The 25,822-nt window shown below is 45.8% G+C and carries 20 protein-coding genes, 1 tRNA gene, 1 other RNA gene, 1 riboswitch and 1 other annotated feature; of the genes, 17 read left to right on the top strand and 5 right to left on the bottom strand.

Annotated elements, in window-relative coordinates; genetic code table 11:
* The first annotated feature begins 18 nt into the window (after positions 1-18).
* On the top strand, positions 19-1,206 hold the full coding sequence (tuf, locus tag ABSY64_RS01370) for an elongation factor Tu (RefSeq protein WP_349641272.1): 1,188 nt from the start codon (positions 19-21) through the stop codon (positions 1,204-1,206).
* An 89-nt stretch (positions 1,207-1,295) separates the two neighbouring features.
* Here tuf and ABSY64_RS01375 read toward each other — a convergent pair whose 3' ends face one another.
* Positions 1,296-1,427, bottom strand: coding sequence for a hypothetical protein (locus ABSY64_RS01375; RefSeq protein ID WP_349641273.1), 132 nt, complete (start codon positions 1,425-1,427; stop codon positions 1,296-1,298).
* A 40-nt stretch (positions 1,428-1,467) separates the two neighbouring features.
* Positions 1,468-1,986, bottom strand: coding sequence for an SAM-dependent methyltransferase (locus ABSY64_RS01380; protein ID WP_349641274.1), 519 nt, complete (start codon positions 1,984-1,986; stop codon positions 1,468-1,470).
* A gap of 63 nt (positions 1,987-2,049) precedes the next feature.
* Positions 2,050-2,256, top strand: a binding site (T-box leader).
* Positions 2,257-2,314: 58 nt separating this feature from the next.
* Here ABSY64_RS01380 and leuS point away from each other — a divergent pair.
* From leuS to ABSY64_RS01440, 12 genes are all read left to right on the top strand, one after another.
* Positions 2,315-4,747 (top strand): leucine--tRNA ligase, encoded by a 2,433-nt coding sequence (leuS, locus tag ABSY64_RS01385; protein WP_349641275.1) that lies wholly within the window; start codon positions 2,315-2,317, stop codon positions 4,745-4,747.
* A 53-nt stretch (positions 4,748-4,800) separates the two neighbouring features.
* On the top strand, positions 4,801-6,708 hold the full coding sequence (locus tag ABSY64_RS01390; RefSeq protein ID WP_349641276.1) for a putative polysaccharide biosynthesis protein: 1,908 nt from the start codon (positions 4,801-4,803) through the stop codon (positions 6,706-6,708).
* 81 nt (positions 6,709-6,789) lie between these two features.
* On the top strand, positions 6,790-7,779 hold the full coding sequence (locus ABSY64_RS01395) for a YitT family protein (RefSeq protein WP_349641277.1): 990 nt from the start codon (positions 6,790-6,792) through the stop codon (positions 7,777-7,779).
* A gap of 111 nt (positions 7,780-7,890) precedes the next feature.
* Positions 7,891-7,987, top strand: a riboswitch (purine riboswitch).
* A 94-nt stretch (positions 7,988-8,081) separates the two neighbouring features.
* A complete protein-coding gene (gene guaB / locus ABSY64_RS01400) occupies positions 8,082-9,188 on the top strand; it encodes an IMP dehydrogenase (RefSeq protein WP_349641278.1) in 1,107 nt (368 codons plus the stop codon).
* A 26-nt stretch (positions 9,189-9,214) separates the two neighbouring features.
* Positions 9,215-10,168, top strand: a complete 954-nt coding sequence (locus ABSY64_RS01405) for an IMP dehydrogenase (protein ID WP_349641279.1) — start codon at positions 9,215-9,217, stop codon at positions 10,166-10,168.
* On the top strand, positions 10,168-11,721 hold the full coding sequence (guaA, locus tag ABSY64_RS01410; protein ID WP_434063048.1) for a glutamine-hydrolyzing GMP synthase: 1,554 nt from the start codon (positions 10,168-10,170) through the stop codon (positions 11,719-11,721). The genes ABSY64_RS01405 and guaA overlap by 1 nt, the downstream gene beginning before the upstream one ends.
* A gap of 138 nt (positions 11,722-11,859) precedes the next feature.
* A complete protein-coding gene (recU, locus tag ABSY64_RS01415; protein ID WP_349641280.1) occupies positions 11,860-12,471 on the top strand; it encodes a Holliday junction resolvase RecU in 612 nt (203 codons plus the stop codon).
* A gap of 17 nt (positions 12,472-12,488) precedes the next feature.
* Positions 12,489-14,837, top strand: a complete 2,349-nt coding sequence (locus ABSY64_RS01420; RefSeq protein WP_491536880.1) for a PBP1A family penicillin-binding protein — start codon at positions 12,489-12,491, stop codon at positions 14,835-14,837.
* Between the two features lie 63 nt (positions 14,838-14,900).
* Positions 14,901-15,455 (top strand): SLOG family protein, encoded by a 555-nt coding sequence (locus tag ABSY64_RS01425; protein ID WP_349641281.1) that lies wholly within the window; start codon positions 14,901-14,903, stop codon positions 15,453-15,455.
* 60 nt (positions 15,456-15,515) lie between these two features.
* Positions 15,516-15,938 (top strand): DivIVA domain-containing protein, encoded by a 423-nt coding sequence (locus tag ABSY64_RS01430; protein ID WP_349641282.1) that lies wholly within the window; start codon positions 15,516-15,518, stop codon positions 15,936-15,938.
* Between the two features lie 22 nt (positions 15,939-15,960).
* Positions 15,961-16,337, top strand: an RNA gene (gene rnpB, locus ABSY64_RS01435) — RNase P RNA component class B.
* 113 nt (positions 16,338-16,450) lie between these two features.
* A complete protein-coding gene (locus ABSY64_RS01440) occupies positions 16,451-17,929 on the top strand; it encodes an ABC transporter substrate-binding protein/permease (protein ID WP_349641283.1) in 1,479 nt (492 codons plus the stop codon).
* Between the two features lie 44 nt (positions 17,930-17,973).
* Here ABSY64_RS01440 and ABSY64_RS01445 read toward each other — a convergent pair whose 3' ends face one another.
* Positions 17,974-19,005 carry a lactonase family protein gene (locus ABSY64_RS01445; RefSeq protein WP_349641284.1) on the bottom strand — a complete coding sequence of 344 codons (1,032 nt, stop codon included), beginning with the start codon at positions 19,003-19,005 and terminating at the stop codon, positions 17,974-17,976.
* 126 nt (positions 19,006-19,131) lie between these two features.
* On the opposite strand from ABSY64_RS01445, the gene ABSY64_RS01450 reads away from it, so the two are divergent.
* From ABSY64_RS01450 to ABSY64_RS01465, 4 genes are all read left to right on the top strand, one after another.
* On the top strand, positions 19,132-20,295 hold the full coding sequence (locus ABSY64_RS01450) for an AI-2E family transporter (protein ID WP_349641835.1): 1,164 nt from the start codon (positions 19,132-19,134) through the stop codon (positions 20,293-20,295).
* Complete coding sequence (locus tag ABSY64_RS01455; protein WP_349641285.1) at positions 20,288-20,797, top strand: tRNA (cytidine(34)-2'-O)-methyltransferase; 510 nt, start codon at positions 20,288-20,290, stop codon at positions 20,795-20,797. The genes ABSY64_RS01450 and ABSY64_RS01455 overlap by 8 nt, the downstream gene beginning before the upstream one ends.
* 76 nt (positions 20,798-20,873) lie before the next feature.
* Positions 20,874-20,945, top strand: a tRNA-Glu gene (locus ABSY64_RS01460).
* A gap of 111 nt (positions 20,946-21,056) precedes the next feature.
* A complete protein-coding gene (locus ABSY64_RS01465; protein WP_349641286.1) occupies positions 21,057-23,408 on the top strand; it encodes an FtsK/SpoIIIE family DNA translocase in 2,352 nt (783 codons plus the stop codon).
* A gap of 251 nt (positions 23,409-23,659) precedes the next feature.
* On the opposite strand, the gene ABSY64_RS01470 is transcribed toward ABSY64_RS01465, so the two are convergent.
* Positions 23,660-24,160: a hypothetical protein gene (locus ABSY64_RS01470; protein ID WP_349641287.1), complete on the bottom strand. Its 501-nt coding sequence runs from the start codon at positions 24,158-24,160 to the stop codon at positions 23,660-23,662.
* Positions 24,161-24,162: 2 nt separating this feature from the next.
* A complete protein-coding gene (ade, locus tag ABSY64_RS01475) occupies positions 24,163-25,809 on the bottom strand; it encodes an adenine deaminase (protein ID WP_349641288.1) in 1,647 nt (548 codons plus the stop codon).
* Positions 25,810-25,822 lie beyond the last annotated feature (13 nt).

The raw sequence follows: 25,822 nt of genomic DNA on the forward strand, positions 1-25,822 counted from the left end.
AATTTGGAGGAAACTACATTGGCTAAGGAAACTTACGTTCGCAATAAGCCCCACGTTAACATTGGTACGATCGGCCACGTCGATCACGGAAAGACTACTTTGACTGCCGCTATCTCAAAGGTATTGGCTGAAAAGGATGGTGGTACTGCCACTGATTTCGCTGAAATCGATAACGCTCCTGAAGAAAAGGAACGCGGAATCACGATCAACACTTCTCACATCGAATACGAAACTGACAAGCGTCACTACGCCCACATCGATGCCCCAGGTCACGCGGATTACGTTAAGAACATGATCACTGGTGCCGCTCAAATGGATGGTGCCATCTTGGTTGTTGCCGCAACTGATGGTCCTATGCCACAGACTCGTGAGCACATCTTGCTTGCCCGCCAGGTTGGTGTTGAACATTTGGTTGTCTTCTTGAACAAGACTGACCTTGTTGACGATGAAGAATTGGTTGACTTGGTTGAAATGGAAGTTCGTGAATTGCTTTCAGAATATGGTTTCCCAGGGGACGATATTCCTGTAATCAAGGGTTCAGCTTTGAAGGCTTTGGAAGGTGATCCAGAGCAAGAAAAGGTTATCATGGAATTGATGGATGCTGTTGATGAATACATCCCAACTCCAGCTCGTGAAGATGACAAGCCATTCTTGATGCCTGTTGAAGATGTCTTCACTATCACTGGTCGTGGTACTGTTGCATCTGGTCGTGTTGACCGTGGTGTTTTGACTACTGGTACTGAAGTCGAAATCGTTGGTTTGAAGGATGAAATCCAAAAGACCACTGTTACTGGAATCGAAATGTTCCGTAAGACTTTGGAAGAAGCACAAGCTGGTGATAACATCGGTGCATTGCTTCGTGGTATCGATCGTGACCAGATCGAACGTGGTCAAGTTTTGGCTGCTCCTGGCTCAATCAAGACTCACAAGAAGTTCAAGGCCGAAGTTTATGTCTTGACTAAGGAAGAAGGTGGACGTCACACTCCATTCTTCACTAACTATCGTCCACAGTTCTACTTCCACACGACTGATGTTACTGGTGTCGTAGAATTGCCTGAAGGCGTTGAAATGGTTATGCCTGGTGACCAAGTAACTTTCGAAGTTGAATTGATCGCACCAGTTGCCATTGAAAAGGGATTGAAGTTTACTGTTCGTGAAGGTGGCCACACTGTTGGTGCCGGAACTGTTACTGAAATCGAAGACTAATCTCTTCACTAAGTCCAACCTCGGTTGGGCTTTTTTCTTTGCTCCAAAGCACAATAAAAAAGGCCTGTTCGTTTGAACAGGTCTTTTGTTTACTTGTTTGATTCTTTGCCAAGCGCCGCTTTGCGAGCTGCCTTGTCGGCTTCGCTTTCCTCTTTGGGAAGAGCAATTAAATCATCAAGAGGAGAGTTTGTACGTTCTTCTTTATTAACAATTTTAGCCATGTCATCCTCCTTTAGGATTTACAATAATTTCATTATAACATTAGCAGCGCCCAAGTAAGTAGGTGTGTATGCCGTTGCTGAGATAGTAGGCATGTTGATAGTCTTCTTCGAATAGGGTGTCAAAGAATTGATTAAGCTCAGGTTCTGCTTGGTTACTTTTCATAATCAAGAGACCTTGCTTCTTGAGGTGATTCATAACAATTTGGCAGTCCTGTAAAAGGGGACTGGTTGCATCGTCATTAAAACCACCGTCGCGCGAGTAGTCAATCATGGCTAAAGCTAGTTGATGATGGCCCAACTCTAAAGCAAAGTTTTGATCAATTTGCTTACCAAAGATCTCGACCCGATCATTTAAACCACTTAGCAGTAGGGAAGCAGCAATTTCATTAGCAATGTCAGCATCTGCGTGAAATGATAAAACTTTTCCTTCATCGCCGACACGTGCCGCCAGTAAACGACTGTTACGTCCGCTTTTGGGCGTTAAATCCAGCACATAATCGCCGGCGCTTACATTTTGATCAACCAATTCTTGGCTAAAGGCCTGGCTATTGGGTACCATGACTTCACCTCTTCTTTTTAATCTATCCCTGATTATAGCGAAAAATTTGGCATTTATGTTATAATAAAAGCACTTTTTGACATTAGTAAGTGCGGCGCGGTTACAGAAAATAAGCGGGGCTGCGAGCTTATCGAACAAAGCACTGAACTCGGTCAATGGCTTTACTGGTGAAGGATTTTAGTAGTCGGTACGTGTAACACTGCGTTAAAGGTTTAAAGGCGTAGGCAACTACGTGAACTTAGGTGGTACCGCGAAAATTTCGCCCTATGTCATATTTTACTGTGACATGGGGCTTTTCTTTTTCGCTAAACAAGGAGGATTCAGCGTAATGGGTTACGATCATCATTCGATTGAAAAGAAGTGGCAAGATTTCTGGGCCGAACATAAGACTTTTAAGGCACCGGATCAATCTGATAAGCCAAAGTACTATGTCTTAGACATGTTCCCTTATCCTTCAGGACAAGGTCTTCACGTCGGTCATCCGGAAGGTTATACGGCCACGGATATTGTTAGCCGTTATAAGCGCGCGCAAGGCTTTAACGTCTTGCACCCAATGGGTTGGGATGCCTTTGGTTTGCCCGCCGAACAATACGCCATTAAGACTGGAAATAACCCCGCAACTTTCACTGACAAGAACATTGCGGTCTTTAAGAAGCAAATTCAATCGCTCGGATTCTCATACGATTGGGACCGTGAAATTAAGACCACGGATCCAAAGTATTACAAGTGGACGCAGTGGATTTTTGAAAAGCTCTACGAAAAGGGCTTGGCTTACGAAGATAAAATCATGGTTAACTGGGCCCCTGATTTTCCTGGTGGGGGAATCGTGGTGGCCAACGAAGAAGTTATCGATGGTAAGACGGAACGTGGTGGCTACCCAGTCTACCGCGTGCCAATGCGTCAGTGGGTCTTGAAGATTACGGCCTACGCCGATCGTTTGATTGATGATTTGGACGACTTGGACTGGCCTGAAGCCATCAAGGAACAGCAACGTAATTGGATCGGCCGTTCAATCGGAGCCTCCGTCGTCTTTGATATTGAAAAGCACACGGGTTCTCAGGTTGAAGTATTCTCAACACGTCCCGATACTTTGTTCGGGGCTTCTTACATTGTTTTGGCACCGGAACATGACTTGGTTGCTGAAATTGTGACGCCTGAACAAAAGGAAGCCGTGGAGAAGTACCAAGCATCAATCGCTGCAAAGTCTGATCTTGAGCGAACGGATTTGAACAAGAATAAGACTGGTGTCTTCACTGGAGCTTACGCAACAAACCCAGTTAACGGTAAGCAAATTCCAATTTGGATTGCTGACTATGTTTTGGCCTCATATGGAACTGGTGCCGTTATGGGTGTGCCAGCTCACGATCAACGTGACTGGGACTTTGCCAAGAAATTCGATTTGGACATTACACCTGTTATTGAAGGTGGTAATGTCGAAGAAGAAGCCTATGCCGGTGATGGTCAGCACATTAACTCTGACTTTTTGAACGGTAAGGGCAAGCAAGAAGCCATTGATAGCATTATTGATTGGTTGACAGAGCATAAGGCGGGAGCTAAGAAGGTAAACTACCGCTTGCGTGACTGGATTTTCTCACGTCAGCGTTACTGGGGTGAACCAATTCCAGTTATTCACTGGGAAGATGGTACCCAATCCTTGGTTCCTGAAGAAGAATTACCATTGCGTTTGCCTAAGATGAACCAAGACCAAATGAAGCCATCTGGTACTGGTGAGTCACCATTGGCGAACGCAACGGACTGGTTGGAAGTAACTCGCGAAGATGGCGTTAAGGGCCGTCGCGAAACCAACACTATGCCACAGTGGGCCGGCTCATCATGGTACTTCCTACGCTATGTTGATCCTAAGAATGGTGAAATGTTGGCTGACCCAGAAAAGTTGAAGTACTGGATGAACGTTGACCTTTATGTTGGTGGAGCCGAACACGCCGTTTTGCACTTGCTCTATGCTCGTTTCTGGAACAAGTTCCTTTACGATTTGGGTGTTGTGCCAAACAAGGAACCATTCCACAAGTTGGTTAACCAAGGTATGATTCTTGGTGGCAACCACGAAAAGATGTCCAAGTCGAAGGGAAACGTGGTTAACCCGGATGAAATCGTTAATGATTATGGTGCTGATACGCTTCGTGTTTACGAAATGTTCATGGGTCCTTTGACTCAGAGCAAGCCGTGGTCTGAAGAGGGGGTTTCTGGATCTCGTCGCTGGTTGGACCGTGTTTGGCGCTTGCTGATTGATGACGAAGGTAAGTTGCGTGATCACGTGACCAACTTCAACCCTGGTGACCTTGATAAGAGCTACAACGTCACGGTTAAAAAGGTTACCGAAGACCTCGAAAACTTGCGCTTTAACACCGCAATTTCACAGTTGATGGTTTTCGTAAACGACGCCTACAAGTCCGAAGCATTGCCATTGCCATACATGGAAGGCTTTGTCCAAATGCTCGCGCCATTCGCACCACATTTGGCCGAGGAACTTTGGTCTCGTTTGGGCCATGAAGGCGAATCGATTGCCTACGTCAAGTGGCCAAGTTACGATGAGAGCGCCTTGGTCGACTCTTCCGTTGAAATTATTTTTCAAGTTAACGGTAAGGTTCGTAGCAAGCAAGTCATGAGTAAGGATGCTAGTCAAGAAGAAATGATTGAAGCTGCGAAGGCTGATAAGCGCATCCAGAAGTACATTGATGGGGCCACTATCCGTAAAGTTATTGCAATTCCTGGCAAGTTTGTTAACATTGTTGCCAACTGATTTAATCCCGCTTCGGCGGGAGTACATAGATTTATTTAAGTAAGGAAATCAAAATGTCGCAAGATAAGCAGCCCGGAGCACAGCATGCAAACGATGATATTCAAGTTGATCGCACGGAAGTTGATGGCCAGTATTTAACAGCCGATGAACTGCTGTCAAAGTTGGATTTAAACGTTAGTCCTAGTGAAGGCCAGCAGCACTACAAAAAACGGGCCAGCCGTCGGCCTAGCCGAAAACATGTTGAAACACCTGCGCCCACGACCGTTGACTCCAGTCCGGAACTGTTAGATAAAGCTTTGGACCAAAATCTCGCCACGCCGACGGATGCCGCAACCATTAACCAAAGTGACTCAGACAGTCGTGCTTTGGTACGAGGATCAGCCTGGTTATCTGCTGGAAATATTATTTCGCGTTTGCTGGGTGCCGTCTTTATTCTCCCTTGGCTCTTGATGCTGGGGGAGTATGCCAATAAATCGAACTCACTTTTCTCGCAGGGTTACAACATTTATGGCATTATGCTGGCCATTGCGACCTTTGGTTTTCCATCGGCAATTGCCAAGGTCGTTGGGAAATTGATTGCCCAACATAAAAATGACGACATTCGTTCCTTGACGAAACAGTCTCTCATGGTGGGAGTGGTATTGGGTGTTGTTTTCGCGGCGATTCTATACATTGGTGCGCCGGCTCTTTCGAATCAAAATGATAACGTGGTGCCAGTTTTGCACTCCTTGGCCTGGGCGGTCTTAGTCTTTCCCTTGATGTCCATGCTGCGTGGGATTTTCCAGGGGCATCAACTGATGCACATTTCGGCGATTTCTGACATTGTTGAACAAATTGCGCGCATCATTTATCTTTTGCTAGCCACGCTGGTTGTTTTGAAATTAGACCCAACGAACTGGGTTGGGGCGGTGGTTCAAGCAACCTTTGCCGCCTTCATTGGTGCACTCTTCTCGATGGGAATTTTGGCCTGGGGCTGGATCAAGTACAAAGACCAAATTATGCCACCCGCAACGCCAAGGGGCGAACCCAATAAGGCCATGGAGCTCGTGGTTCATATTTTGAAAGAGTCTTGGCCCTTTGTCATCATTGGCTCAGCAACCAATCTCTTCCTCTTTGTCGATCAGTACAGTTTCTTTAACATCATGCGCCACTTCTTTGATATCTCAAAGGATGATTTGCAGGTTCAATTTGCGCTTTTTTCGGCCAACCCGAACAAACTCGTGATGATCGTGATTTCATTTGCCACGAGTATTGCGGCTTCGGCTTTGCCAATTTTGGCGGGAGCACGAGGGAAGGGCGACATGGAGGCAGTTAACAAGCAGCTAAAACAAGTTCTTTCCTTAACCATGCTGGTCCTTTTGCCGGCTGCACTGGGGATGTTTGCGATTTCAACACCGTTGTACAAGATGTTTTATCCAATCGATTCAACGACCCAGGAAGGAATTTACCTGCTTCAGTTCTCAACGATGCTGACAATTGTCTTTTCGCTCTTTATGCTCTTGGCGATGATTTTGCAGTCCCTGTCGGATACTAAAATCGTACTGAAGTCCTTTACTTACGGCCTCCTGATTAAAATCGTTCTGCAGTTGCCGCTGGTATACACCCTTCAAGGAATGGGGGCTTTGTTGGCCTCTGCCATTGGAATGGGCTACTCCGTTTACTACATGTTGAAGTACTCGGAGGAACACTATCAGGTTGGCCTAACGACGGTTGCTTCTGATGTTGGTGGCGCCTTCTTCGCTTCAGCCATTATGGCCATTGTTGTCTACCTTTTCTTGGCGGTCCTAAACGTCTTGCTACCGGGTAGTGGTAAGGTGGCCAACACCGTCGAAACTATTTTGGCTGTGGGTGTAGGTGGCATTGTTTTGCTACCACTCTATTCTTACTTTGGCCTAGCCGATAAAATCCTGGGATCTTATCTGCAACGCCTACCAAAATTTTTACGACCTGAACACAAATAAGTTCACAAAACCCCGTTCAGTCTGTGTTACCATGGGACTAATGTCCTTGGGACTAGACATTCTTGAAAACGGGGTTTTAACATGGGAAAGAAATCTTCACTACGTAAAATTGGTCTAACCGTGCTATTCTTCTTTGTCAGTGTGACATTGCAAGTAGTTGGACTGAATTTTTTCCTGATTCCAAATGATATTTTCTCAGTCGGGATTAACGGGGTTGCCCAGTTACTTTCGATTTTTGGCGTGCGCTTTTTGCATACAAGCATTGATACCGGTGTATTCATTCTGGTTCTTAACATTCCAATCGGAATTATCGGTTGGCGCTTGATCGGGGGTAAGTTTACGCTTTTGTCCTTCCTGAACTCTGTGGCCGTTTCAGTAGCCTTAATCGTTGTGCCCGTTGGACCTTTTACCACTCAGCCTTTGCTAGCTTCGCTCTTTGGTAGTGTGTTGGTGGGAACTTCAGTTGGACTAGCTCTCCGTTATGGTTTTTCAACGGGTGGCCTGGACATCATTGCCATGGTAGTCCAAAAGCGAACTGGGAAGTCTATCGGGGTCTTCATGAACGCCGTTAACTTTGTCATCGTCTTAATCGCTGGTTCCTTCATCGGCTGGCAAAATGCGCTTTACACCTTGATTGGAATTTACGCCAACGGCCGGGTGGTGGATACAATCTATACTGGTTACCAGAAGGTAACGGCCTTAATTGTTACCACCAAAGGCCAAGAGGTCGTCGATGCCCTACATCGCGACTTTATCCGTGGGATTACGATTTTGCCATCTCAGGGGGCCTATACGAAGCGTGACTCGCAAACTTTGATGATGGTCATTTCCCGTTACGAATTGTTTGAAATGCAAGAAACCGTTCGTCATATCGATCCGAAGGCCTTTATTAACTTTGTTAGCACGGTTTCGGTTGCCGGGGAATTCCTTGATGCTGACCGCCAACTCCAGATGCGTAAATCGATGTCGCCTAAGCCTGCGACAATTGATGCTCAAGTCGAAGCTGAAAAGCAATTGGAAGATCAATTGCAGCAAATTCAAGAGCAACAGGACAACCAATCAAATCAATAATTTTTGATAGAAATTTAGCTTTTTTAAAAAGGGAGCAAGAGGGGTTAAAGTCGCCATTTCGGGCGATTTTCTCAGCTTGCTTTTTCTCATAAAAGGCAGTAAAGTAGTAGTCAATAACTGAAAATATTTGCAGATATATCGCTGGAAAATGGCCAGCAGTTTCTACCACGCACCCAACGTCGTGACTATCCGTGAATGCTGTAAGACTTTTTGACGTACAAGCATTTGTGGATCTGTTTTTTCCTGCAAGTGCTTTTTTGTTTAAAAATGGGCCAAGCGATATCAGTAAAAAAGGAGACATAATGGCAAAGTTTAGCAAGAAGAATAAATTTGTTCCGATGGGTTTGACCTTTGAAGATATGAAGATTGAAGGGCACGATCAGGCCATCGCACTTGATCAAGTTAGCGTTGCCACCCAGTTGACGCCAACTTTGAAGCTTAATATTCCCTTGCTATCAGCAGCCATGGATACTGTTACGGAATCTGATTTCGCGATTGCTTTGGCACAATTTGGTGGTTTAGGCGTTGTGCACAAGAACATGACGATTGCTGATCAGGCAAATGAAATCGCGCGAGTAAAGGAATACCACTTCGATGAAAAGGCCTATCCCAAGGCTGCTATTGATGCCGAAGGTCGTTTACTTGTTGCGGGTGCTGTTGGAGTAACCAATGATACCTTGAAGCGTGTTCAGGCCCTTGCCGACGCCGGTGCCGATGCCATTGTTTTGGATTCAGCTCACGGACATTCAGAAGGGGTTTTGCGAAAGGTATCCGAAGTTCGTCAGGCCTTTCCAAAGCTCAATATTATTGCGGGTAACATCGCAACTGAATCAGGTGCCGCAGCGCTCTACGACGCTGGTGCCGACGTGGTAAAGATTGGAATCGGTCCTGGTTCAATCTGTACCACTCGTGTGGTTGCTGGAATCGGTGTCCCACAACTCTCTGCCATTCGCGATGCTGCTGTGGAAGCGAAGAAGCGCGATAAGAGCATCATTGCTGATGGTGGTGCTAAGACCGCCGAAGACATTTTGAAGGCCTTGGCTATGGGTGGCAACGCCGTTATGCTGGGTTCTATGTTCTCTGGAACTGCTGAAACGCCTGGTGATGTCTTCGAAGAAAATGGTAAGAAGTTTAAGTTCTACCGTGGTATGGGTTCAATCGCGGCGATGGAAAACGGTTCTAAGGACCGTTACTTCCAAGGTGAAGTGAAGGAAGCCAACAAGATGGTGCCGGAAGGAATTGAAGCCCGCGTTGTCTATAAGGGTACCTTGGAAGAAGTTTTGGAACCGGTTATGGAATACTTGACTGGCACGATGGCGGAGCTTGGTGCCAAGAACATTGAAACTTTGATTAGCCAAAATGATTTGCGTTTGAACACAAAGGTGCACGACTACCAAGCATCACTTTAATTTGCAGCTGATATTAGGGAGAAATTATGACGAATCAAGCAAGTAAGCAGGGGCTAGGTTACGATCAAACTTTGTTGGTCCCCGCAGCCTCAAGCGTCCTACCACATACTGTTTCACTTAGCAGTCATTTAGGGACTTTCAAGTTGAAAGAACCATTGGTGGCCAACGCCATGGGTTCTGAATCAAATGATTACGCTATTCCAATGGCGCTAGCCGGTGGTTTGGGTGTTATCGCTGCTGAAAAGGACTTGGATGACCAAGTTGCTGAAATCAAGAAGGTCAAGAACCACGCGGTTAACATCGAAGAAAGTGAAAAAGCACTTCTCGATGACGCTGGTCAATTAAAGGTTGGTACTGAAGTTTGGTTGACCGATGGAGTTGCCGAACGAATGAACACATTGGTTGATGCGGGAGCGGATGCCATCTTCGTTTACCTCAACAAGGCTTTGGACGATGCTGCTGTTAAGCAACTATCCGAATTAAAGCATAAGTTCGAAAAGACGCTCTTGGTTGTCGGTTTGATTGACGACCCCAAGGAAGCTAAGCAACTTTATGAAGCAGGTATTGATACCATTATTGCCGGTCCAAGCCAAAATTCAGCCTGGCCTGCTGACCATCACTATCCATTCTTAACGGTGACGATGGATATTGCGGAAGTTGCTGCTGATTATGATAAGGCGGTCATTGCAGGTGGTGGCATACATTACTCCGGTGATGTCGTGAAGGCCATTGCTGCCGGCGCCGATGCGGTCATGATTTCTGATTACCTTTCTGGTGATGAAAGTCCTAAGGACGCTATTTTCCAGATTGATGGTGGTTTACGTGCCGGGATGGGCTACACTGGGTCTGCTGATATCGCAACCTTGCAAGCACAAGCTCAGTTCGTTCAGATTACGGATAATGGTTTGCGTGAATCGCATCCACACGATGTTCAGATTACGAAGCAAGCTCCTAACTACGTAGAACAAGAAAAGGATTAATGATGACGAAGAACGATTCCCTCGATAAGGTCTTAGTTCTGGACTATGGTAGCCAGTATAATCAATTGATTACTCGTCGCATTCGCGAAATGGGTGTCTTTTCTGAGCTCCGTTCAAACAAGATGACTTTAGACGAAATTAAGGCCTATAACCCCAAGGCCATCATTTTATCTGGTGGACCAAAGTCAGTTTATGATGACGATGCCTTTACCATTGACCCCGAAATTTTCAAAATGGGGATTCCTGTTTTGGGTGTCTGCTACGGGATGCAGTTGATGGCCCAGGACTTGGGCGGTAAGGTTGAAGCTAACCCTGGAAACGGGGAATTTGGCCAAACGGTTATCAAGAAAAGTGGCAATGGCAGCAAGCTTTTGGCCGATACGCCAGACGAGCAAGTTGTCTTGATGTCCCACTCCGATAACGTGACCAAGTTGCCTGAAGGCTTTGAAGTTGCCGCTGGTTCCGAAAAGACACCCATCGCTGTGATCGCCAATGATCAGGCTGGTTTGTACGGGGTGCAGTTCCACTCTGAAACAACTTTGTCAGAACACGGTAAGCAAATCTTGAAGAACTTTGTCATCAATATTGCCGGCGCCAAGGCCAACTGGACCATGGATGGTTTCATTGATGAACAAATCGAAAAGATTCGTCAGGAAGTCGGCGACCGCAAGGTTTTGCTCGGGCTTTCCGGTGGTGTTGACTCTTCTGTGGTCGGCGTTTTGCTGCAAAAAGCAATTGGTAACCAATTGACTTGTATCTTTGTTGATCATGGCTTGCTCCGTAAGGATGAAGCCCAGCAAGTAATGGACATGTTGGGTGGCAAGTTTGGTCTGAACATCATTAAAGTTGACGCCCAGAATCGTTTCCTTTCAAAGTTGGCCGATGTGACTGACCCTGAAAAGAAGCGTAAGATTATCGGAAACGAATTTATTGAAGTTTTCAATGATGAAGCGATTAAGTTGAAGGATGTTGATTTCTTAGCTCAGGGTACTTTGTACACCGATGTGATTGAATCAGGTACCGAAACGGCTCAGACAATCAAGTCCCACCACAACGTGGGTGGTTTGCCTGAAGAAATGCACTTCACTTTGATTGAACCTTTGAACACGCTCTTCAAGGATGAAGTTCGTGAACTAGGTAAGAAGTTGGGCATGCCGCACGAAATGGTTTGGCGTCAACCCTTCCCCGGTCCTGGTTTGGGAATTCGAATCATGGGAGCCATTACGGAAGACAAGCTTGAGATCGTTCGTGAATCGGATTGGATTTTGCGTGATGAAATCGCTAAGGCCGGTCTTGAAGGTGATGTTTGGCAGTACTTCACGGTCTTGACGAACAATAAGTCCGTCGGCGTAATGGGGGACTACCGTACGTATGAGTATACGGTTGCTGTTCGTGCCATTACTTCTGTTGACGGCATGACGGCCGACTTTGCTCGTTTGCCATGGGAAGTCTTGCAAAAGGTTTCCTCACGAATTGTAAACGAAGTGGATCATGTGAACCGCATCGTCTACGACATTACGGCTAAGCCACCTGCAACGGTTGAATGGGAATAATCAAATTACTCAGCTGATGCTGAGTTTTTTTGTTACTTAACCCAGAAAAGCGACTAGTTATGCAGAGGTAGCGGTGAAATTGGCAGATGTATGGTAGAATATTCTTAACACAATTTTTAGAATTACTTGGAGTAACCGATGGTTAATTATCCAAAGGGGGTCCATCATCGCAGCCAAGCAGCGAATACCTTATCTTCTGGAAAGAAGAGTTTAAAAGGCTTAACGTTTGGTCGTCGAGGCATGGGCCTAGAAGGCGAAATTAATCAAGCTAATGAATTTTACTTAGCGAATCATTTAGCTGTTGTCCATAAAAAGCCAACGCCGGTCACCATTGTCGGTGTGGATTATCCTGCACGATCAGCCGCAAAGATTACGGAAGCTTATTTTCAACAGCCTTCCACGACTGATTACAACGGGGTTTACCAGGGACGTTACATTGATTTCGATGCCAAAGAAACCAAAAACAAAACATCCTTTCCCATGAAGAACTTTCATGCCCATCAGGTAAAGCACCTTGCTGATGTTTTATCGCAAGGTGGGATTGGTTTTGTTATCGTGAAGTTTACTGTGTTAGATGAAAGTTACCTTTATCCTGCCTCAAAGCTAATTCGGACATGGCAAGCACACGATGGTCATGGTTCGATAAAGTATCAGGATTTAGTAGCGAACTCATATGCAATACCGGATAGCCTTAGTCCTAGTCTCGACTATTTAAAGGCCTTAGATTTATTATTAGCTGATATCCATTAAGCTAGTAGGAGATATTGATGTCTAATCAAGATAAGATGAGTGAAACTTCTCAAAAGCGTTCAGGACGCGGGAAGAACTCAGGTTTTCATAACTTATTCAAGCAATTGCCTAAGGGCTTTTTCGGCCGTTCTTTGCGCTGGATTGGTCTCTTTGCTTTGGCGCTTTTCTTGTGCCTTTCAGCCATGCTGACTTATTACATCGCCACGGCACCAAAGATTACAGGTTCTAATCTTTCCGCTGAAAACGCCACCCGTATTTACGACAAGAATGGCGATATTATTTGGTCAATGGCGACTCATAACCGTGAGTATGCTAAAGCGGATGATATTCCAGATAGTTTGAAGCAAGCGGTCGTATCAATCGAAGATCGTCGTTTCTACAAGCACCATGGTGTTGACCCAATCCGTATCGGTGGTGCTTTGGTAAGTAACTTAACCGGTTCATCTTTGGGGATGCAGGGTGGTTCGACTCTGACTCAGCAGCTGGTTAAGCTGTCAGTCTTCTCGACTTCATCGGCGGATCAGACTTTGAAGCGTAAGACCCAAGAAATGTGGTTGGCAACCCAGGTTGAAAAGAACTATTCCAAAGATCAAATCTTGGAGTTCTACATCAACAAGGTTTACATGGGCCACGGAATTTACGGGATGAAAACGGCGTCCGAATACTACTTCAATAAGCCTTTGAAGGATTTGACCTTAGCGCAGCAAGCGCTTCTGGCTGGAATCCCACAATCGCCAACGAATTATGATCCATACGCCAAGGACACGGAAAGTGCCACGAACCGTCGTAACCTAGTTTTGCAGGCCATGGTTCGTTACGGGGCCATTAGCCAACAGGATGCCGATGATGCTGAAAAGCAGGCGGTTGATGCCGGTTTGCAAGACATCGATTCGAAGGCTGAAGAAACCAACGAAAAGCGACTCATGGTTGATGGCTACGTTACTTCTGTTTTGTCCCAAGCTAAGAGTATGGGCTATGACACGAGCCGTGGTGGTTTGCAAATTTATACCAACATGGACTATAAGTTGCAAAAGAAGCTATACGATGAGGCCAATAATTCATCGAACGTTTCCTTCCCAAGCAAGGATGTCCAAATTGGTGCTACGATGACAAATCCAAATACTGGTGCTGTCGTTGCCCAATTGGGTGGTCGTAATTTGAAGTCAACTTTTGGTATTAACCGTGCCACGCAGACGATGCGTTCTGGTGGATCTTCCGTTAAGCCACTGGTTGATTACGGTCCGGCAATCGAGTACTTGAATTGGCCTACTTTCCGTACTGTTCAAGATAAGAAGTATAAGTATCCTGGTACTGATATCTCGGTTAACGATTGGGATAAGGACTTCATGGGAAACATCACGATGCGTTCGGCGATCGTTTTGTCTCGAAACATTCCGGCCATTAAGGCATTGGATGCTGTCGGACCTAAGAAGGCCGGTCAGTTCTTGAAGAATCTGGGCATTACGACGACGACTAGTCCAGAAGGCGCTTCAGCCTTGGGTATTCCAATTTCTTCAGAGCAAGAAGCTGCTGCCTTTGGTGCTTTGTCAAACGGTGGAACTTACTATGAACCTAACTACGTCAATAAGATTGTGACGGGTGATGGAACGTCTCACTACAACAAGAACAATGGTAAGCGTGCCATGAAGGAGAGCACTGCCTTCATGTTGACTGACATGCTTAAGGGTGTTGTTGGTTATGCTGGAACGGCTGCCGATGCTGCTATCGATGGTATTCATCAGGCTGGTAAATCTGGTTTGGTTGCCTACGATGAGCGTGCTGGTATGCCCGATCAAGCCATTTCTGATGCTTGGTTTACCGGTTATACCCGTTCTTATGTTTTGTCCGTTTGGACTGGTTATGATCAGCCTAACCAACCGAACCACTATATTTCATGGGAAGACCAGGACTTGCCAGCTAAGTATTACAAGCAGGTGATGTCTTATGCCATGAAGTACCGCAAGAACAGCGACTGGGAAAAGCCAGATTCTGTTTCATCAACCACTCGCAATAAGATTATTGAATACAAGGTCAAAGATGCGGATTGGAGCAATGGTGGTTTGCCAAGCGTTTACTCGATTCCTGGTTCTGGTGAACAAGAAGGTGGCAGTGATGTTTCGGCTTATTCAAACGATTCATCCTCAACTTCATCGGAAGTGACGACTTCATCAAGTCGTCGCGATGAAGAGCAATCTTCATCATCTTCTTCATCCGTTGATGGGGCTGGAAATGCTGGTGGCGGAAACGGCAACGGTAACAACGGCAATAATAACAACAACAATAGTAATTCAGGTATTAACAACGGCAATAATAGTAACGGCCATAGTAACCTGAATCCAAAGACGGTTAATGATTTGTTTAACTAATTTGGAAGGATCGAAAAATCTTGTTATCTTTGATGACAGGATTTTTTTACTAGTGGGGGATTTATGTCACGATTGTGGTTAACGGGTTACCGTTCTTATGAAATGGGAATCTTTAAGGATAATGATCCTAAATTGACTGTCATTAAATACGCGCTGAAATTATCCATCACTCAGGCGATTGAAGAGGGAGTGGACTGGGTTTTAACCGGTGGTCAACTCGGAACCGAACAATGGGCCATTGAAGTGGTGAATGAATTAAAGGAAGACTATGATCAACTGCGGCTGGGAGTGATTTTGCCCTTCCAAAAATTTGGGAGCCAATGGAAAGAGGACAAGCAAATAAAGCTTGCTTCCCTAATTGCCAGTGCTGATTTTCATGACCAAATTTATCACCAAGAGTATCAAGGCCCCTACCAATTGAGGGCCTACCAAGACTTTATGCTGGAACACTCCGACCGAGCCTTCCTGCTTTACGATCCGGATTTCCCCGGTAAAGTCGATTATGATTACCAAAAAATTTTGAAGTGGCAAGAAGAACGGCCTTACCCCTTAACAAACCTCACCATGGACGACTTGCAAGAGATTGCGACGGACTATGAGGAGAATCAAAAATTATAAGTTGCCTTTATTTCTTTCAACTGTTAAGATAAATCTAGTTAACTTTAAGGAGTTTTGATCTTGGTTCAAGTAAAGTACACACAAAAAGATATTTATGAACGCGTTTTTAAGCAAAAGCGTATGGGTGTCGGATACGACCCTCAGGATGTTGATGATTTTTTGGATGGTGTTATTAGTGATTACGGCGTTTTCAACGACCGTATCGAACAACTCCAGAAGGAAGTTGCTAAGTTGCAGTCAGCTTTGAAGGCAGCTCAGGATGAACTAGCAGCTGGTGGCGAAGGCCAACAGCACGCCACTCAGATTCCTGTTACGCCTGCTCGCGAAACAGCAAAGCCTAGCCATGATGGTCCGGTTTCAGTTGTTGATGATTCAGAAACTGCGCCTGCAGCATCTGCTGAGAGCAACAACGTGACGAACTTGGATTTGATCAAGCGCGTTGCCAACCTTGAACGTGCCGTTTTCGGTCACGAACGTGGTTAATTCAATTTAATTAATATTTGTAGGTGCTGAGTAATTGCGCATAATATTTCTTATGTGAGGAAGGTCCATGCTCACACATCCTGCGATGGATGTAGTGTTTGTGCTGGGATAAAAAATAAACCCAGGAACGGTGTTTCGGCATCGTTACGGCGGCTGAAAGTGCTAAGGCTCTGCTATGCATGAATAGGTCTGAAAGTGCCATAGAAACGTATGTGCTGGTGAAAGCCAGTACCTGAGACGAGGTAAACCCCACAAGTGGGCAACCCAAACTTTGGTAGGGGCGGCTGACCTAGTGAATTTGAAACGATGGTCGGTATGGTTCGCTTAGCGAACTTAGATAGATGATTACTGAAGGTGTAGACTCCTGATTTACACTGGAACAAAACATGGCCTACAGGCACCTACAACAGGAATCCGCGCAAGCGGATTTTTTTATTGGGTAAGTATAACCTAATGACAGGGCCTAAAAATCACGTTATAATGAGATGTTAACTTTAATTAAGGAATTCAGCATGCAGAAAATATCGAAGTTTAATAAATCCGTGGTTTTGCTCTTAACGAGTCTTTTGATTTTCCCGCTCTTAATGGGACTTTCGACAAGCGTGTCGGCGGCTGATAAGACAGATCCGGTTTTGTCCCGCATCCAAAAGAAGGGCAAGCTAGTGGTGGGCTTATCTGCCGACTATGCTCCTTATGAATTCCACGCCAAGGTTGATGGCAAAGACAAGATTGTTGGTTTCGATGTTTCATTGGCCCAGGCAATTGCGGATAAGTTGGGCGTTAAGTTAGAAGTTCAAGACATGGGCTTTGATGCCTTACTGGGTGCTTTGAAGACCGGCAAGGTCGATATGATTGCCTCTGGTATGACGGCCAATGCTGAACGAGAAAAAGAAGTTGATTTCTCCAAGGTCTACATGCGTTCACCCCAAGTCATGCTGATTCTAAAAAAGAACCAGGATAAGTACGGCAAGTCACTTTCTGACTATTCTGGCAAGAAAATCGGGGCCCAGACGCAGACTATTCAGGAAGATGTGGCCAAGACGATTCCGAATACGGACGTGGTCGCCCTACAAAAGTATCCGAACTTGATTTCGCAACTTAGCCAGGGTGTTATTGCTGGTGTTGTCGCCGAAAAGACAATTGCAGATGCCTACGCTGAACAAAATAAGAATTTCAAGGTCGTTGAACCGGCCTACACGACCGATGCAACGGGTGCTTCAGCCGTGGCTCTCCCCAAAAATGCGCCCGCCTTTAAGGCTGAAATTAACCAGGTGATTACTAAAGTTACCAGTAACGGTGATTTCGACTCTTGGAAAAAGCAGGCTAACAAGACGATGTTTGCGGACCAGAACCAGAACTTCTGGCAAAAGTATGGCCACTACTTTATTGCCGGTACAGGCATTACCTTGGCACTAGCCGTCATTGGAGTTGCCATCGGAGTCAGCCTCGGAACGATTCTGGCGCTGATGAAGTTGTCATCGACCTGGGTCATCAAGGCTTTGGGTAACATCTATGTTGAATATGTTCGTGGAACGCCTTTGTTGGTGCAAGCATTCATGGTCTTCTTTGGAACCCAAGCACTTGGTTTGAGCTTCTCGGCCTTCGCTTCCGGAGCCCTAGCCATGGGCTTGAATTCGGCGGCCTATGTGGCGGAAATTATTCGTTCAGGGATTGATTCGGTCGATAAAGGTCAGATGGAAGCCGCGCGTTCTCTTGGCTTTACCCGGGCTAAGTCCATGCGCCTGGTTATCTTGCCTCAGGCTGTTCGCACAATTCTACCGGCTCTTGGAAACGAATTTGTTTCGGTTATCAAGGAAGGGTCCGTTGTCTCAGTCATCGGTGTCGGTGAGTTGATGTACGAAACCGGTGTCGTACAAGGTGCATCCTTTGAACCATTTATGCCCTTGGTCATCACCTCATTAATTTACTTTGTTTTGACTTTCTCAATTTCACGTTTCTTGGGCTTTGTCGAACATCGCTCAGCACGCTAAAATGCAAAATAAAAAAGCCCTCGTTAGAGGGCTTTTTCTTATGCTTAATTTTCAAAGGCAACACGAACGCCTTCAGGCAATTCAAAATCCTTTTGCACCAAAGTTAGTTCGCCGCTGTCGGCATCACGCGAATAAACGGAAACGTTGTTGGTCTTTTGGTTTGCAACCACCAAGAACTTTTCGTTTGGATCCAAATTCATGTCGCGAGGGAAGGAACCTTCGGTTGAAATAATTTGCTTCAATTCGATTTCAGCGCCCATGTTTGAGGTTTCGAAAACGGAAACTGAATCATGACCACGGTTGGAAGTATAAATGAAACGACCATCCTTAGTAATTCGAATAGCGGCAGCACCGTTATGTTCTTCCCAGTCAGCAGGGATGGTAGAAGCAGTCATAACGTGTTCAAATGATCCGCTTTCGCCGTCATACTTCAAAACAGAAAGTAGACTCGATAATTCACCAAGTAGGTAAGCATATTCGCCATTTGGTGAAAAACGGATGTGACGAGGGCCAAAGCCAGCATCAGCTTGGTAGCGGCTAACTTCAGTCAACTTACCGGCATCGCTAATATCAAAAGTGATGGCTTGATCAGCACCCAAATCAACGGCGACAAGGCGCTTATCCGGCGTTAAGTTACAGTAGTGAATGTGGGCTGAATCCTGTTCTGGACGGGGTCCAGAACCATGGTTTTCCCAACGGTCAGTTAGTTCAAGGTTGCCGTCTGAGGAAATCTTGTAAACTTCAACCGTTCCACGGTGATAGTAACCGGCAAAGACCATTTGACGCTCTTCGTCGATACCAATGTAGGCTGGGGCAGTTCCTTCAGAGAGGGCTGCACCGATTTCGACCATGGGGCGCTTGCTGTTGTCGAGGGTAACGACACCAGCTTGACCGTGACGATTTTCCACGGCGTAGACCTTGTTAGCCTTTGAAATGGCTAAGTAAGTAGGGTTGGTGAGGGGATAAACGAGCTCGAGATTTTCAAGCTTGCCTTGATCGGCATCTAACTCAGCTTCGTAGATTCCCTTTGAACTTTGCTTTGTGTAGGTACCAAAAAGTAATTTATGAATAGTCATAATTGATTTTAGAACTCCTTTTACAAATGTAATGACACCCCATTATACCATAGAGGCCAAGCAGCCCAGATAGTCGACATATGTTAAAATGGATTCACATTCTATTCGTAACTTTCGGAGGAAAGAATTTTGAAAAAAACAAATGATAGCTGGTATGCACGCTGGTTCTCTGGTTCTAACAGTATCAAAACTTTGGTAACGATTCTTTTGGTGCTTTTAATTATCTTTTTGTTCTGGCAAGTTCGTTTCATTTTTGGCCCGGTTAATGCTTTATTTGGCGCTGTGGGGGCACCAATTATCGTGGCAGGAGTTTTTTACTACCTCTTGAGTCCGGTAGTCGCCTGGCTTGAAAAGCACACAAAATTAAAGCGTAATTTGGCAGCGGGCTTGGTGCTAGCCATGCTTTTGGTCATTGTGGTTGCCGTGGCTTTGGTCCTCGTCAACTTGATTCGCACGCAAGTCACTTCCATGATTCACAACTGGCCAACCTACTGGTCACGAACGCAGTCCTTTATCAATAATTCTTTTTCAGCGAAGGACTACGACAATATTCGCCAGTTGCTTAGTTCAACGAACGATTCTTTGAACCAATCCGTTTTGGAGTGGGGGAAGAAGAATATTTCAACCGGTGTATCTGGCATTTCTAGCCTTGCCTCAACCGTGACTGGCTTGGGTGTGACTTTGATTTCATCCTTCTTTATGCTGTATTACATGCTTTTGGATGGTCACAAGTTACCTAACTTTATTGCGGATAAAATGCCAACTCAGTCACAAAAGTCGACTCGCCAACTCCTTAGCGATATGAGTCAGCAAATCGCTAAGTACATTCGCGGTCAATTGGGTGTTGCTTTAGCCGTTGTGATTATGTTCTCGATTGGCTATACCATCATTGGCTTGCCTTACGGCATTTTGCTCGCTATTTTGGCGGGGGTCTTGAATTTGATTCCTTATATCGGGTCGATTTTGGCTCAAGTACCGGTCTTTGCGGTTGCGCTTTTGACTGGTGGTCCTAAGCTTTTGGTGCTGGTTATCATTGTGCTCTGTGTCGAACAGCCGCTGGAAGGCCACGTCATTACGCCTAAGATTCTGGGGGATGCCTTGTCCATCCACCCTGTGACGGTCATTGTCGTTTTGCTGTCTGCCGGACACATTTTCGGTGTTGCTGGCATTATTTTGGCGGTACCGGGTTATGCGGTTCTCAAGGTTTTGGTCACGCGCCTTTATCAGTGGTGGCGCCAGAACTCGGACTTGTTTGAAAAAGAAGAGAAAGTTGCACAAAAAAATGACTAATCACATCGTATTGTTTGAACCCGTTATGCCAGCTAATACTGGAAATATTGCGCGTACTACGGCTGGTACGGACGCTGTTTTACATTTGATTGAACCACTTGGTTTTCAAATTGATGACAAACACGTTAAGCGGGCCGGTCTCGATTACTGGGAGCACGTTAACTTGGTCATGCATAAATCCTTGCCAGATTTTTTGGCAACGTTAGGAGACAAGGATCATCTTTACTTGGTTTCCAAATTCGCTAACCAAGACTATTCGCAACCGGACTACCAGGCCGAAGGGGACCACTATTTCCTTTTTGGTAAGGAAACCACCGGATTGCCGGAAGTCTTCATGCGCCAAAATCCTGAAAAAGCCATTCGGATTCCGCAAGATGACAGCCATATTCGTTCCTTAAACCTTTCCAACACCGTCGCAATTGTTCTTTTTGAAGCGTTGCGTCAGCAGAATTTTGCTGGTTTGGAAAGAATCCACACTTACGAGCAGGATAAGCTAAAATAATGATTGACAGGCCTCTTAGCCCTTGATAGAATATTATTTGTTGTTTGAGTCACAGACCGAGCAACATTCGACCAATGGCCCGTTGGTCAAGTGGCTAAGACGCTGCCCTTTCACGGCGGAATCGAGAGTTCGATTCTCTCACGGGCTACTAATTAAGCGACAACGTTAGTTGTGGCTTTTTTTGTTGCAAAGATTATCGATTGAACACCTTTATGCTAAGATTAAATAAGTATTTCAGGTGATAAAAGGGGATAAAACCATGGCAGGACGGCCAAGAAAAAAGCCGGCGCCTAAGCGGCGTTCGGCTAAGCATAATAATACAAGTTCGAGTCTCACCTTGCTGGCACTCATTGTTGCCGGTATTTTTGCGGTTTTCAAGCTCGGCATCGTTGGCATTTATCTTGCTGATATCGTGCGTTTCTTCATTGGCGATTTGTATCAAGTGATTTTGATTCCGTTGATTTTGTACGGCACCTTTTACTTGATTATGCGCAAAAAGTTGAATCTTCCGACTCATGTTAAAGTCGGTCTTGGCTTGATTCTTTTTGCAGCCTTCTTAACCTCGTCACTCTTTTTCTTTACACAAAATAATTTTCAAGAACCGGGTTACAGTAACCAGGTTATTCGTATTATTAAACAGGACTTTGTCAATCAAGCCGCAAGTACCACGGTGGGTGGTGGAATCATTGGGGCGCTGCTCTATCAGGCGGGGAACACCTTGCTTTCCAACATTGGCGTGGTCATTATCATTATCTTGACTTCCGTTTCAGGCGTTATTGCCCTTTTCCGCATTCCTGCTCGCGATATTGCTAAGCAGGGCGTTGTTAAGGCACAAAACGACTTGACCCAGTTCCGCGAAGAACAAAAAGTACGGCGTGAAGAACGTGCCCGGGCCAAAAAGTCGGTGATGGACTACGGTGACGATCCGATGGGCCTCCATACTGAAGAAAAGAAGGAACCAGATGTTTCGGATTCGCCATTAACCAATGAAGCGGATCAACCCGTTCCTATGGAAGTTAGCCAACCGGCTGAACCCATTGAACCAGAAATTAAGTGGAACCAACCAGAACCAGCTGCGCCGGTTGCTAAGGCAGCCGCCACACCAGTTAAGGATAAGTCTTCTGACTTTGAATTTCAGGATAGTAAGGGAGAGGACAATCAAGATGATTATCAACTTCCTAGCACCGACTTGCTGACTAAGACAAAGCCGACCGACCAGCGCGCCGAATATAAGAGTTTGTCTGCTAAGTCTCGTTTGGTACATGATACTTTGGCTTCCTTTGGTGTCGAGGCCGAAGTGACCTCTGTTTCCTTGGGACCAACCGTTACTCAGTATGAGTTAAAGCCAGGGCAGGGGGTTAAAGTTAACCGGATTGCCAACTTGGCGGATGATTTGGCTTTGGCCTTAGCGGCTAAGTCGATTCGTATTGAAGCGCCAATTCCTGGAAAACCTTTTGTCGGTATTGAAGTGCCTAACGACACGCAAGCTGTTGTTGGTTTCCGTGACATGATGGAGCAGGCGCCTAAGGATCATGACCATCTTTTGAAGGTTCCCCTTGGTCGTGATGTTACTGGTAATATTGTCATGGCGGATTTGGCTAGCATGCCCCACCTTTTGATTGCTGGATCGACTGGATCTGGTAAGTCAGTTGGTTTGAACGGAATTATTATTTCGCTTTTGTTGAAGGCTAAGCCCAACGAAGTTAAATTGATGATGGTTGACCCAAAGGTGGTCGAGCTTTCAATCTATAATGGAATTCCACATCTGCTCTCACCAGTTGTTTCCGACCCTCGTAAGGCCGCTAAGTCCTTGCAAAAGTTGGTTGATGAAATGGAAGACCGCTATAAGCTCCTAGCACAGTTTGGTAAGCGAAACATCAACGAATATAATCAGGCAGTGGATGAACAAAATGCCCATGCCAAAGAAACTGGGCAGCCGATTATGCACAAAATGCCTTACATTGTGGCCATCGTGGATGAATTTGCTGACTTGATGAGCACGGTTGGTAGTGAAATCGAGGTTTCGATTGCCCGTTTGGGAGCGAAGGCACGTGCTGCTGGAATTCATATGATTTTGGCCACGCAGCGTCCTGACGTGAAGGTTATCAATGGAACGATTAAGAGTAACATTCCTGGTCGGATTGCCTTCCGTACGGCATCTGGAATCGATTCTCGAACAATTTTGGACACCAATGGTGCTGAAAAATTGCTCGGCCGGGGTGATATGATTTTTGCGCCACCGGGAAAGCCGATGCAGCGTTTACAGGGGGCCTTTATTTCAAATCAGGACGTTACAAACGTGGTGAACTTCGTCAAGAACGAGCAGGAGGCTGAATACTCCGATAGTATGACGGTTACCGACGCGGATATCCAAGAAGACGAAAGTGGGGCTTCGAACGGTCAAAGCGATGATGAACTTTTTGATGAAGCTTTAGCTTTCGTCGTAGGGGAACAAAAAGCCTCCACTTCCTTGCTCCAGCGTCGCTTCCGCATTGGTTATAACCGTGCTGCCCGTTTGATTGATGACCTAGAAGCAGCCGGTTATATTGGCCCAGCCGACGGAGCGCGTCCACGTCATGTTAATTTAACGACGCTTAATCACGACGAGTAAAAATTACAGTATGTTACTAAATTGTTGCAAAAATGTGACAAATGACTCTTTTTAAGATAGAATAAATGTATAAACATTTTGTAAAAGGAGGAGTGAAGCTATGTGGCGTAATATCATGAATTGGTATAATGATGGCGCAGGCTTGGCCTAAGACATCGTTTTACCCTTACGAATGTTTAGGAAGATTAACCGGATTATTCTGGTTAATCTTTTTTTATAGCAAAATAAAAAACCGTCATGACGGTCTCTTTTTATTGCTTAAAAATGGGTTGCACTTGGGCAGCAAAATCGCCATCCGGATCGTTAACGAAGGGAAGGTAGGCTTGCCAGTATTGGTCCGATAAAATGACCGGTTCGGCAATTTCGTCAGGGATATAGTGGCGTGGAACGCCGCCCTTCGAATCTCGAGGACCATCATAGTCTTTGATAAAGTCCTGCAGCTTTTTTTCGATGACGAGGGCTTGGGGGCCAAACCAGTTATAGGGCTCTCGGTGGATAGCGCTACTATCAACTTCAAACACTTGACCATTCGCTTCGTCGTTATTAAGGGCAAAGGGATGGACCAAGGAAACCAGGGTACTTCCAGCTTCACTTATATAGGCAATTGCCATGGCCATTTGGCTGGGCAGGTGTTTACCCTGGTTCTTGTCGGCGACCAGTAGGTAGGTACCGTCGGCCAGACCAGTGATGTTTGGATTTTTTCCTAGCAATAAAGTAAGAATTTTTTCGGGTGCGATTTTAACAGCTTGCATAGTTAGTCCTGGATTGTAATGAATTTAAATTGGTCAAAGTCGAAGAGACCTTGATCGGTGATTTTAAGGCTGGGGATGACCGGTAGCGCCATGAAGGAAAGCGTTAAGAAAGGATCAAAGTCAATCTTAGAAACCTGTTTGAAGGCTTTCAACAAGTGTTGGTGCTGCTCAATAACTTCTTCGTAGGGCGCTTCGGCCATTAAACCAGCGACAGCGAGCGGCAAAGCCGAAACCTGACCATCCTTAACAAAAACTTGACCACCGCCGAGTTTGCGGATGGTTTCAACGGCAAGGTACATATCGTGGTCATTTTGCCCAGCCACGACAATGTTATGCGAGTCATGGGCGACACTGGACGCGATGGCACCTTTTTGGATATTCAAACCCTTGATGATGCCTAAACCATGGCCCAAATCTCGGTAACGTTCGATTACGGCGATTTTAGCATAGTTGTCGTTGGGCTGAAAGCGGCCCTCCACAACTGGAACTTTTTCAATGCGATGTTCCGTCGTGATGTGATGGGGCATAACTTCGATGATATGAGCAGGTTTGTCAGCATCTAAGGGTAAGTCTAAATCTTTTTGTTCAAAAGTGAAGTTCATTTGGCCATCATCAAAGGGCAGGGAGCGGTAGCTCTGTCCTTCAATAAATTCACCGGCAACCATTACCTGGTTGATTTTAACGGACTCTGGTTCGTCTAAAATGACGAGGTCGGCTGCATAACCTTCTGCAATAGCCCCGACATTTTTAAGGCCGTGGGCCTGGGCACCATTATAGGAAGCAAGCGTATAGGCCATGGCTGGCTGCATACCATTTTGGATGGCCAGCTTGATGTTGTAATCAATTGAACCTTCCCGTTCGATGTCATCAGCGGTTTTGTCGTCGGTCGCAAAGGCGAAGTGGCTCGAATTGCTTGCTGTGATAGCGGGTAGAAGGTTAACTTCATCGCGTTCCACGGTTCCCTCGCGCACAAAGACCGTCATGCCCATGCTGATTCGATCAAGAGCTTCTTGCTTTGTGGTGGCTTCGTGGTCGGTGTCGATGCCGTATTGACGGTAAATGGCCAAGTCCTCACGGCTTAAACCCGCGCCGTGCCCATCTGCGTGTTTGCCAGCAGTCTGAACATCTTTAATTTTTTGAATGAGGTCAGCATCACCCTTGGCAACAGCTGGAAAATCCATGACCTCTGCTAGGCCCATTACCTGGTCGTTCTTATAGTATTCTTTCAAATCGGGTGCCTTTAAGACGGCTCCCGCATGTTCAAAGGGCGTCGCTGGTACCGAAGAGGGCAACATGTAGTAAATATTTAAAGGGGTTAACTTAGCAGCTTCCAGCATGTAGTTAATCCCTTTTTTGCCATCGACCGAAGCAATTTCGTGTGGATCAGCAAAAACCGAAGTGACGCCCTTTGTTAAACTAAGCCGGCCAAATTCACTGGGCGTTAGTAGGGAACTCTCGATGTGCAGGTGGGCGTCAATGAAGCCGGGGACGACCGTCTTGCCTTGTAAGTCAATCGATTGTTCAGCCTCGAATTCTTTTTGTGGACCAACGTATGAAATCTTACCGTTTTTAACGTAGAAATCTTTCTTTTCAAACTCCTGAGTGAAAACGTTCAGAATCTGACCGTTTCGAAAGTGAATCGCTTGCATAATGGCCCCTTTT

Source organism: Eupransor demetentiae (assembly GCF_963930865.1).
Classification (GTDB): Bacteria; Bacillota; Bacilli; order Lactobacillales; family Lactobacillaceae; genus Eupransor; species Eupransor demetentiae.

What these genes read in the sequence shown, in the direction of transcription:
- ABSY64_RS01375 (WP_349641273.1), bottom strand. Translation starts at nt 1,427, where the DNA reads ATGGCTAAAATTGTTAATAAAGAAGAACGTACAAACTCTCCTCTTGAT.
- ABSY64_RS01380 (WP_349641274.1), bottom strand. Translation starts at nt 1,986, where the DNA reads ATGGTACCCAATAGCCAGGCCTTTAGCCAAGAATTGGTTGATCAAAAT.
- leuS (WP_349641275.1), top strand. Translation starts at nt 2,315, where the DNA reads ATGGGTTACGATCATCATTCGATTGAAAAGAAGTGGCAAGATTTCTGG.
- ABSY64_RS01390 (WP_349641276.1), top strand. Translation starts at nt 4,801, where the DNA reads ATGTCGCAAGATAAGCAGCCCGGAGCACAGCATGCAAACGATGATATT.
- ABSY64_RS01395 (WP_349641277.1), top strand. Translation starts at nt 6,790, where the DNA reads ATGGGAAAGAAATCTTCACTACGTAAAATTGGTCTAACCGTGCTATTC.
- guaB (WP_349641278.1), top strand. Translation starts at nt 8,082, where the DNA reads ATGGCAAAGTTTAGCAAGAAGAATAAATTTGTTCCGATGGGTTTGACC.
- ABSY64_RS01405 (WP_349641279.1), top strand. Translation starts at nt 9,215, where the DNA reads ATGACGAATCAAGCAAGTAAGCAGGGGCTAGGTTACGATCAAACTTTG.
- guaA (WP_434063048.1), top strand. Translation starts at nt 10,168, where the DNA reads ATGATGACGAAGAACGATTCCCTCGATAAGGTCTTAGTTCTGGACTAT.
- recU (WP_349641280.1), top strand. Translation starts at nt 11,860, where the DNA reads ATGGTTAATTATCCAAAGGGGGTCCATCATCGCAGCCAAGCAGCGAAT.
- ABSY64_RS01420 (WP_491536880.1), top strand. Translation starts at nt 12,489, where the DNA reads ATGTCTAATCAAGATAAGATGAGTGAAACTTCTCAAAAGCGTTCAGGA.
- ABSY64_RS01425 (WP_349641281.1), top strand. Translation starts at nt 14,901, where the DNA reads ATGTCACGATTGTGGTTAACGGGTTACCGTTCTTATGAAATGGGAATC.
- ABSY64_RS01440 (WP_349641283.1), top strand. Translation starts at nt 16,451, where the DNA reads ATGCAGAAAATATCGAAGTTTAATAAATCCGTGGTTTTGCTCTTAACG.
- ABSY64_RS01445 (WP_349641284.1), bottom strand. Translation starts at nt 19,005, where the DNA reads ATGACTATTCATAAATTACTTTTTGGTACCTACACAAAGCAAAGTTCA.
- ABSY64_RS01455 (WP_349641285.1), top strand. Translation starts at nt 20,288, where the DNA reads ATGACTAATCACATCGTATTGTTTGAACCCGTTATGCCAGCTAATACT.
- ABSY64_RS01465 (WP_349641286.1), top strand. Translation starts at nt 21,057, where the DNA reads ATGGCAGGACGGCCAAGAAAAAAGCCGGCGCCTAAGCGGCGTTCGGCT.
- ABSY64_RS01470 (WP_349641287.1), bottom strand. Translation starts at nt 24,160, where the DNA reads ATGCAAGCTGTTAAAATCGCACCCGAAAAAATTCTTACTTTATTGCTA.
- ade (WP_349641288.1), bottom strand. Translation starts at nt 25,809, where the DNA reads ATGCAAGCGATTCACTTTCGAAACGGTCAGATTCTGAACGTTTTCACT.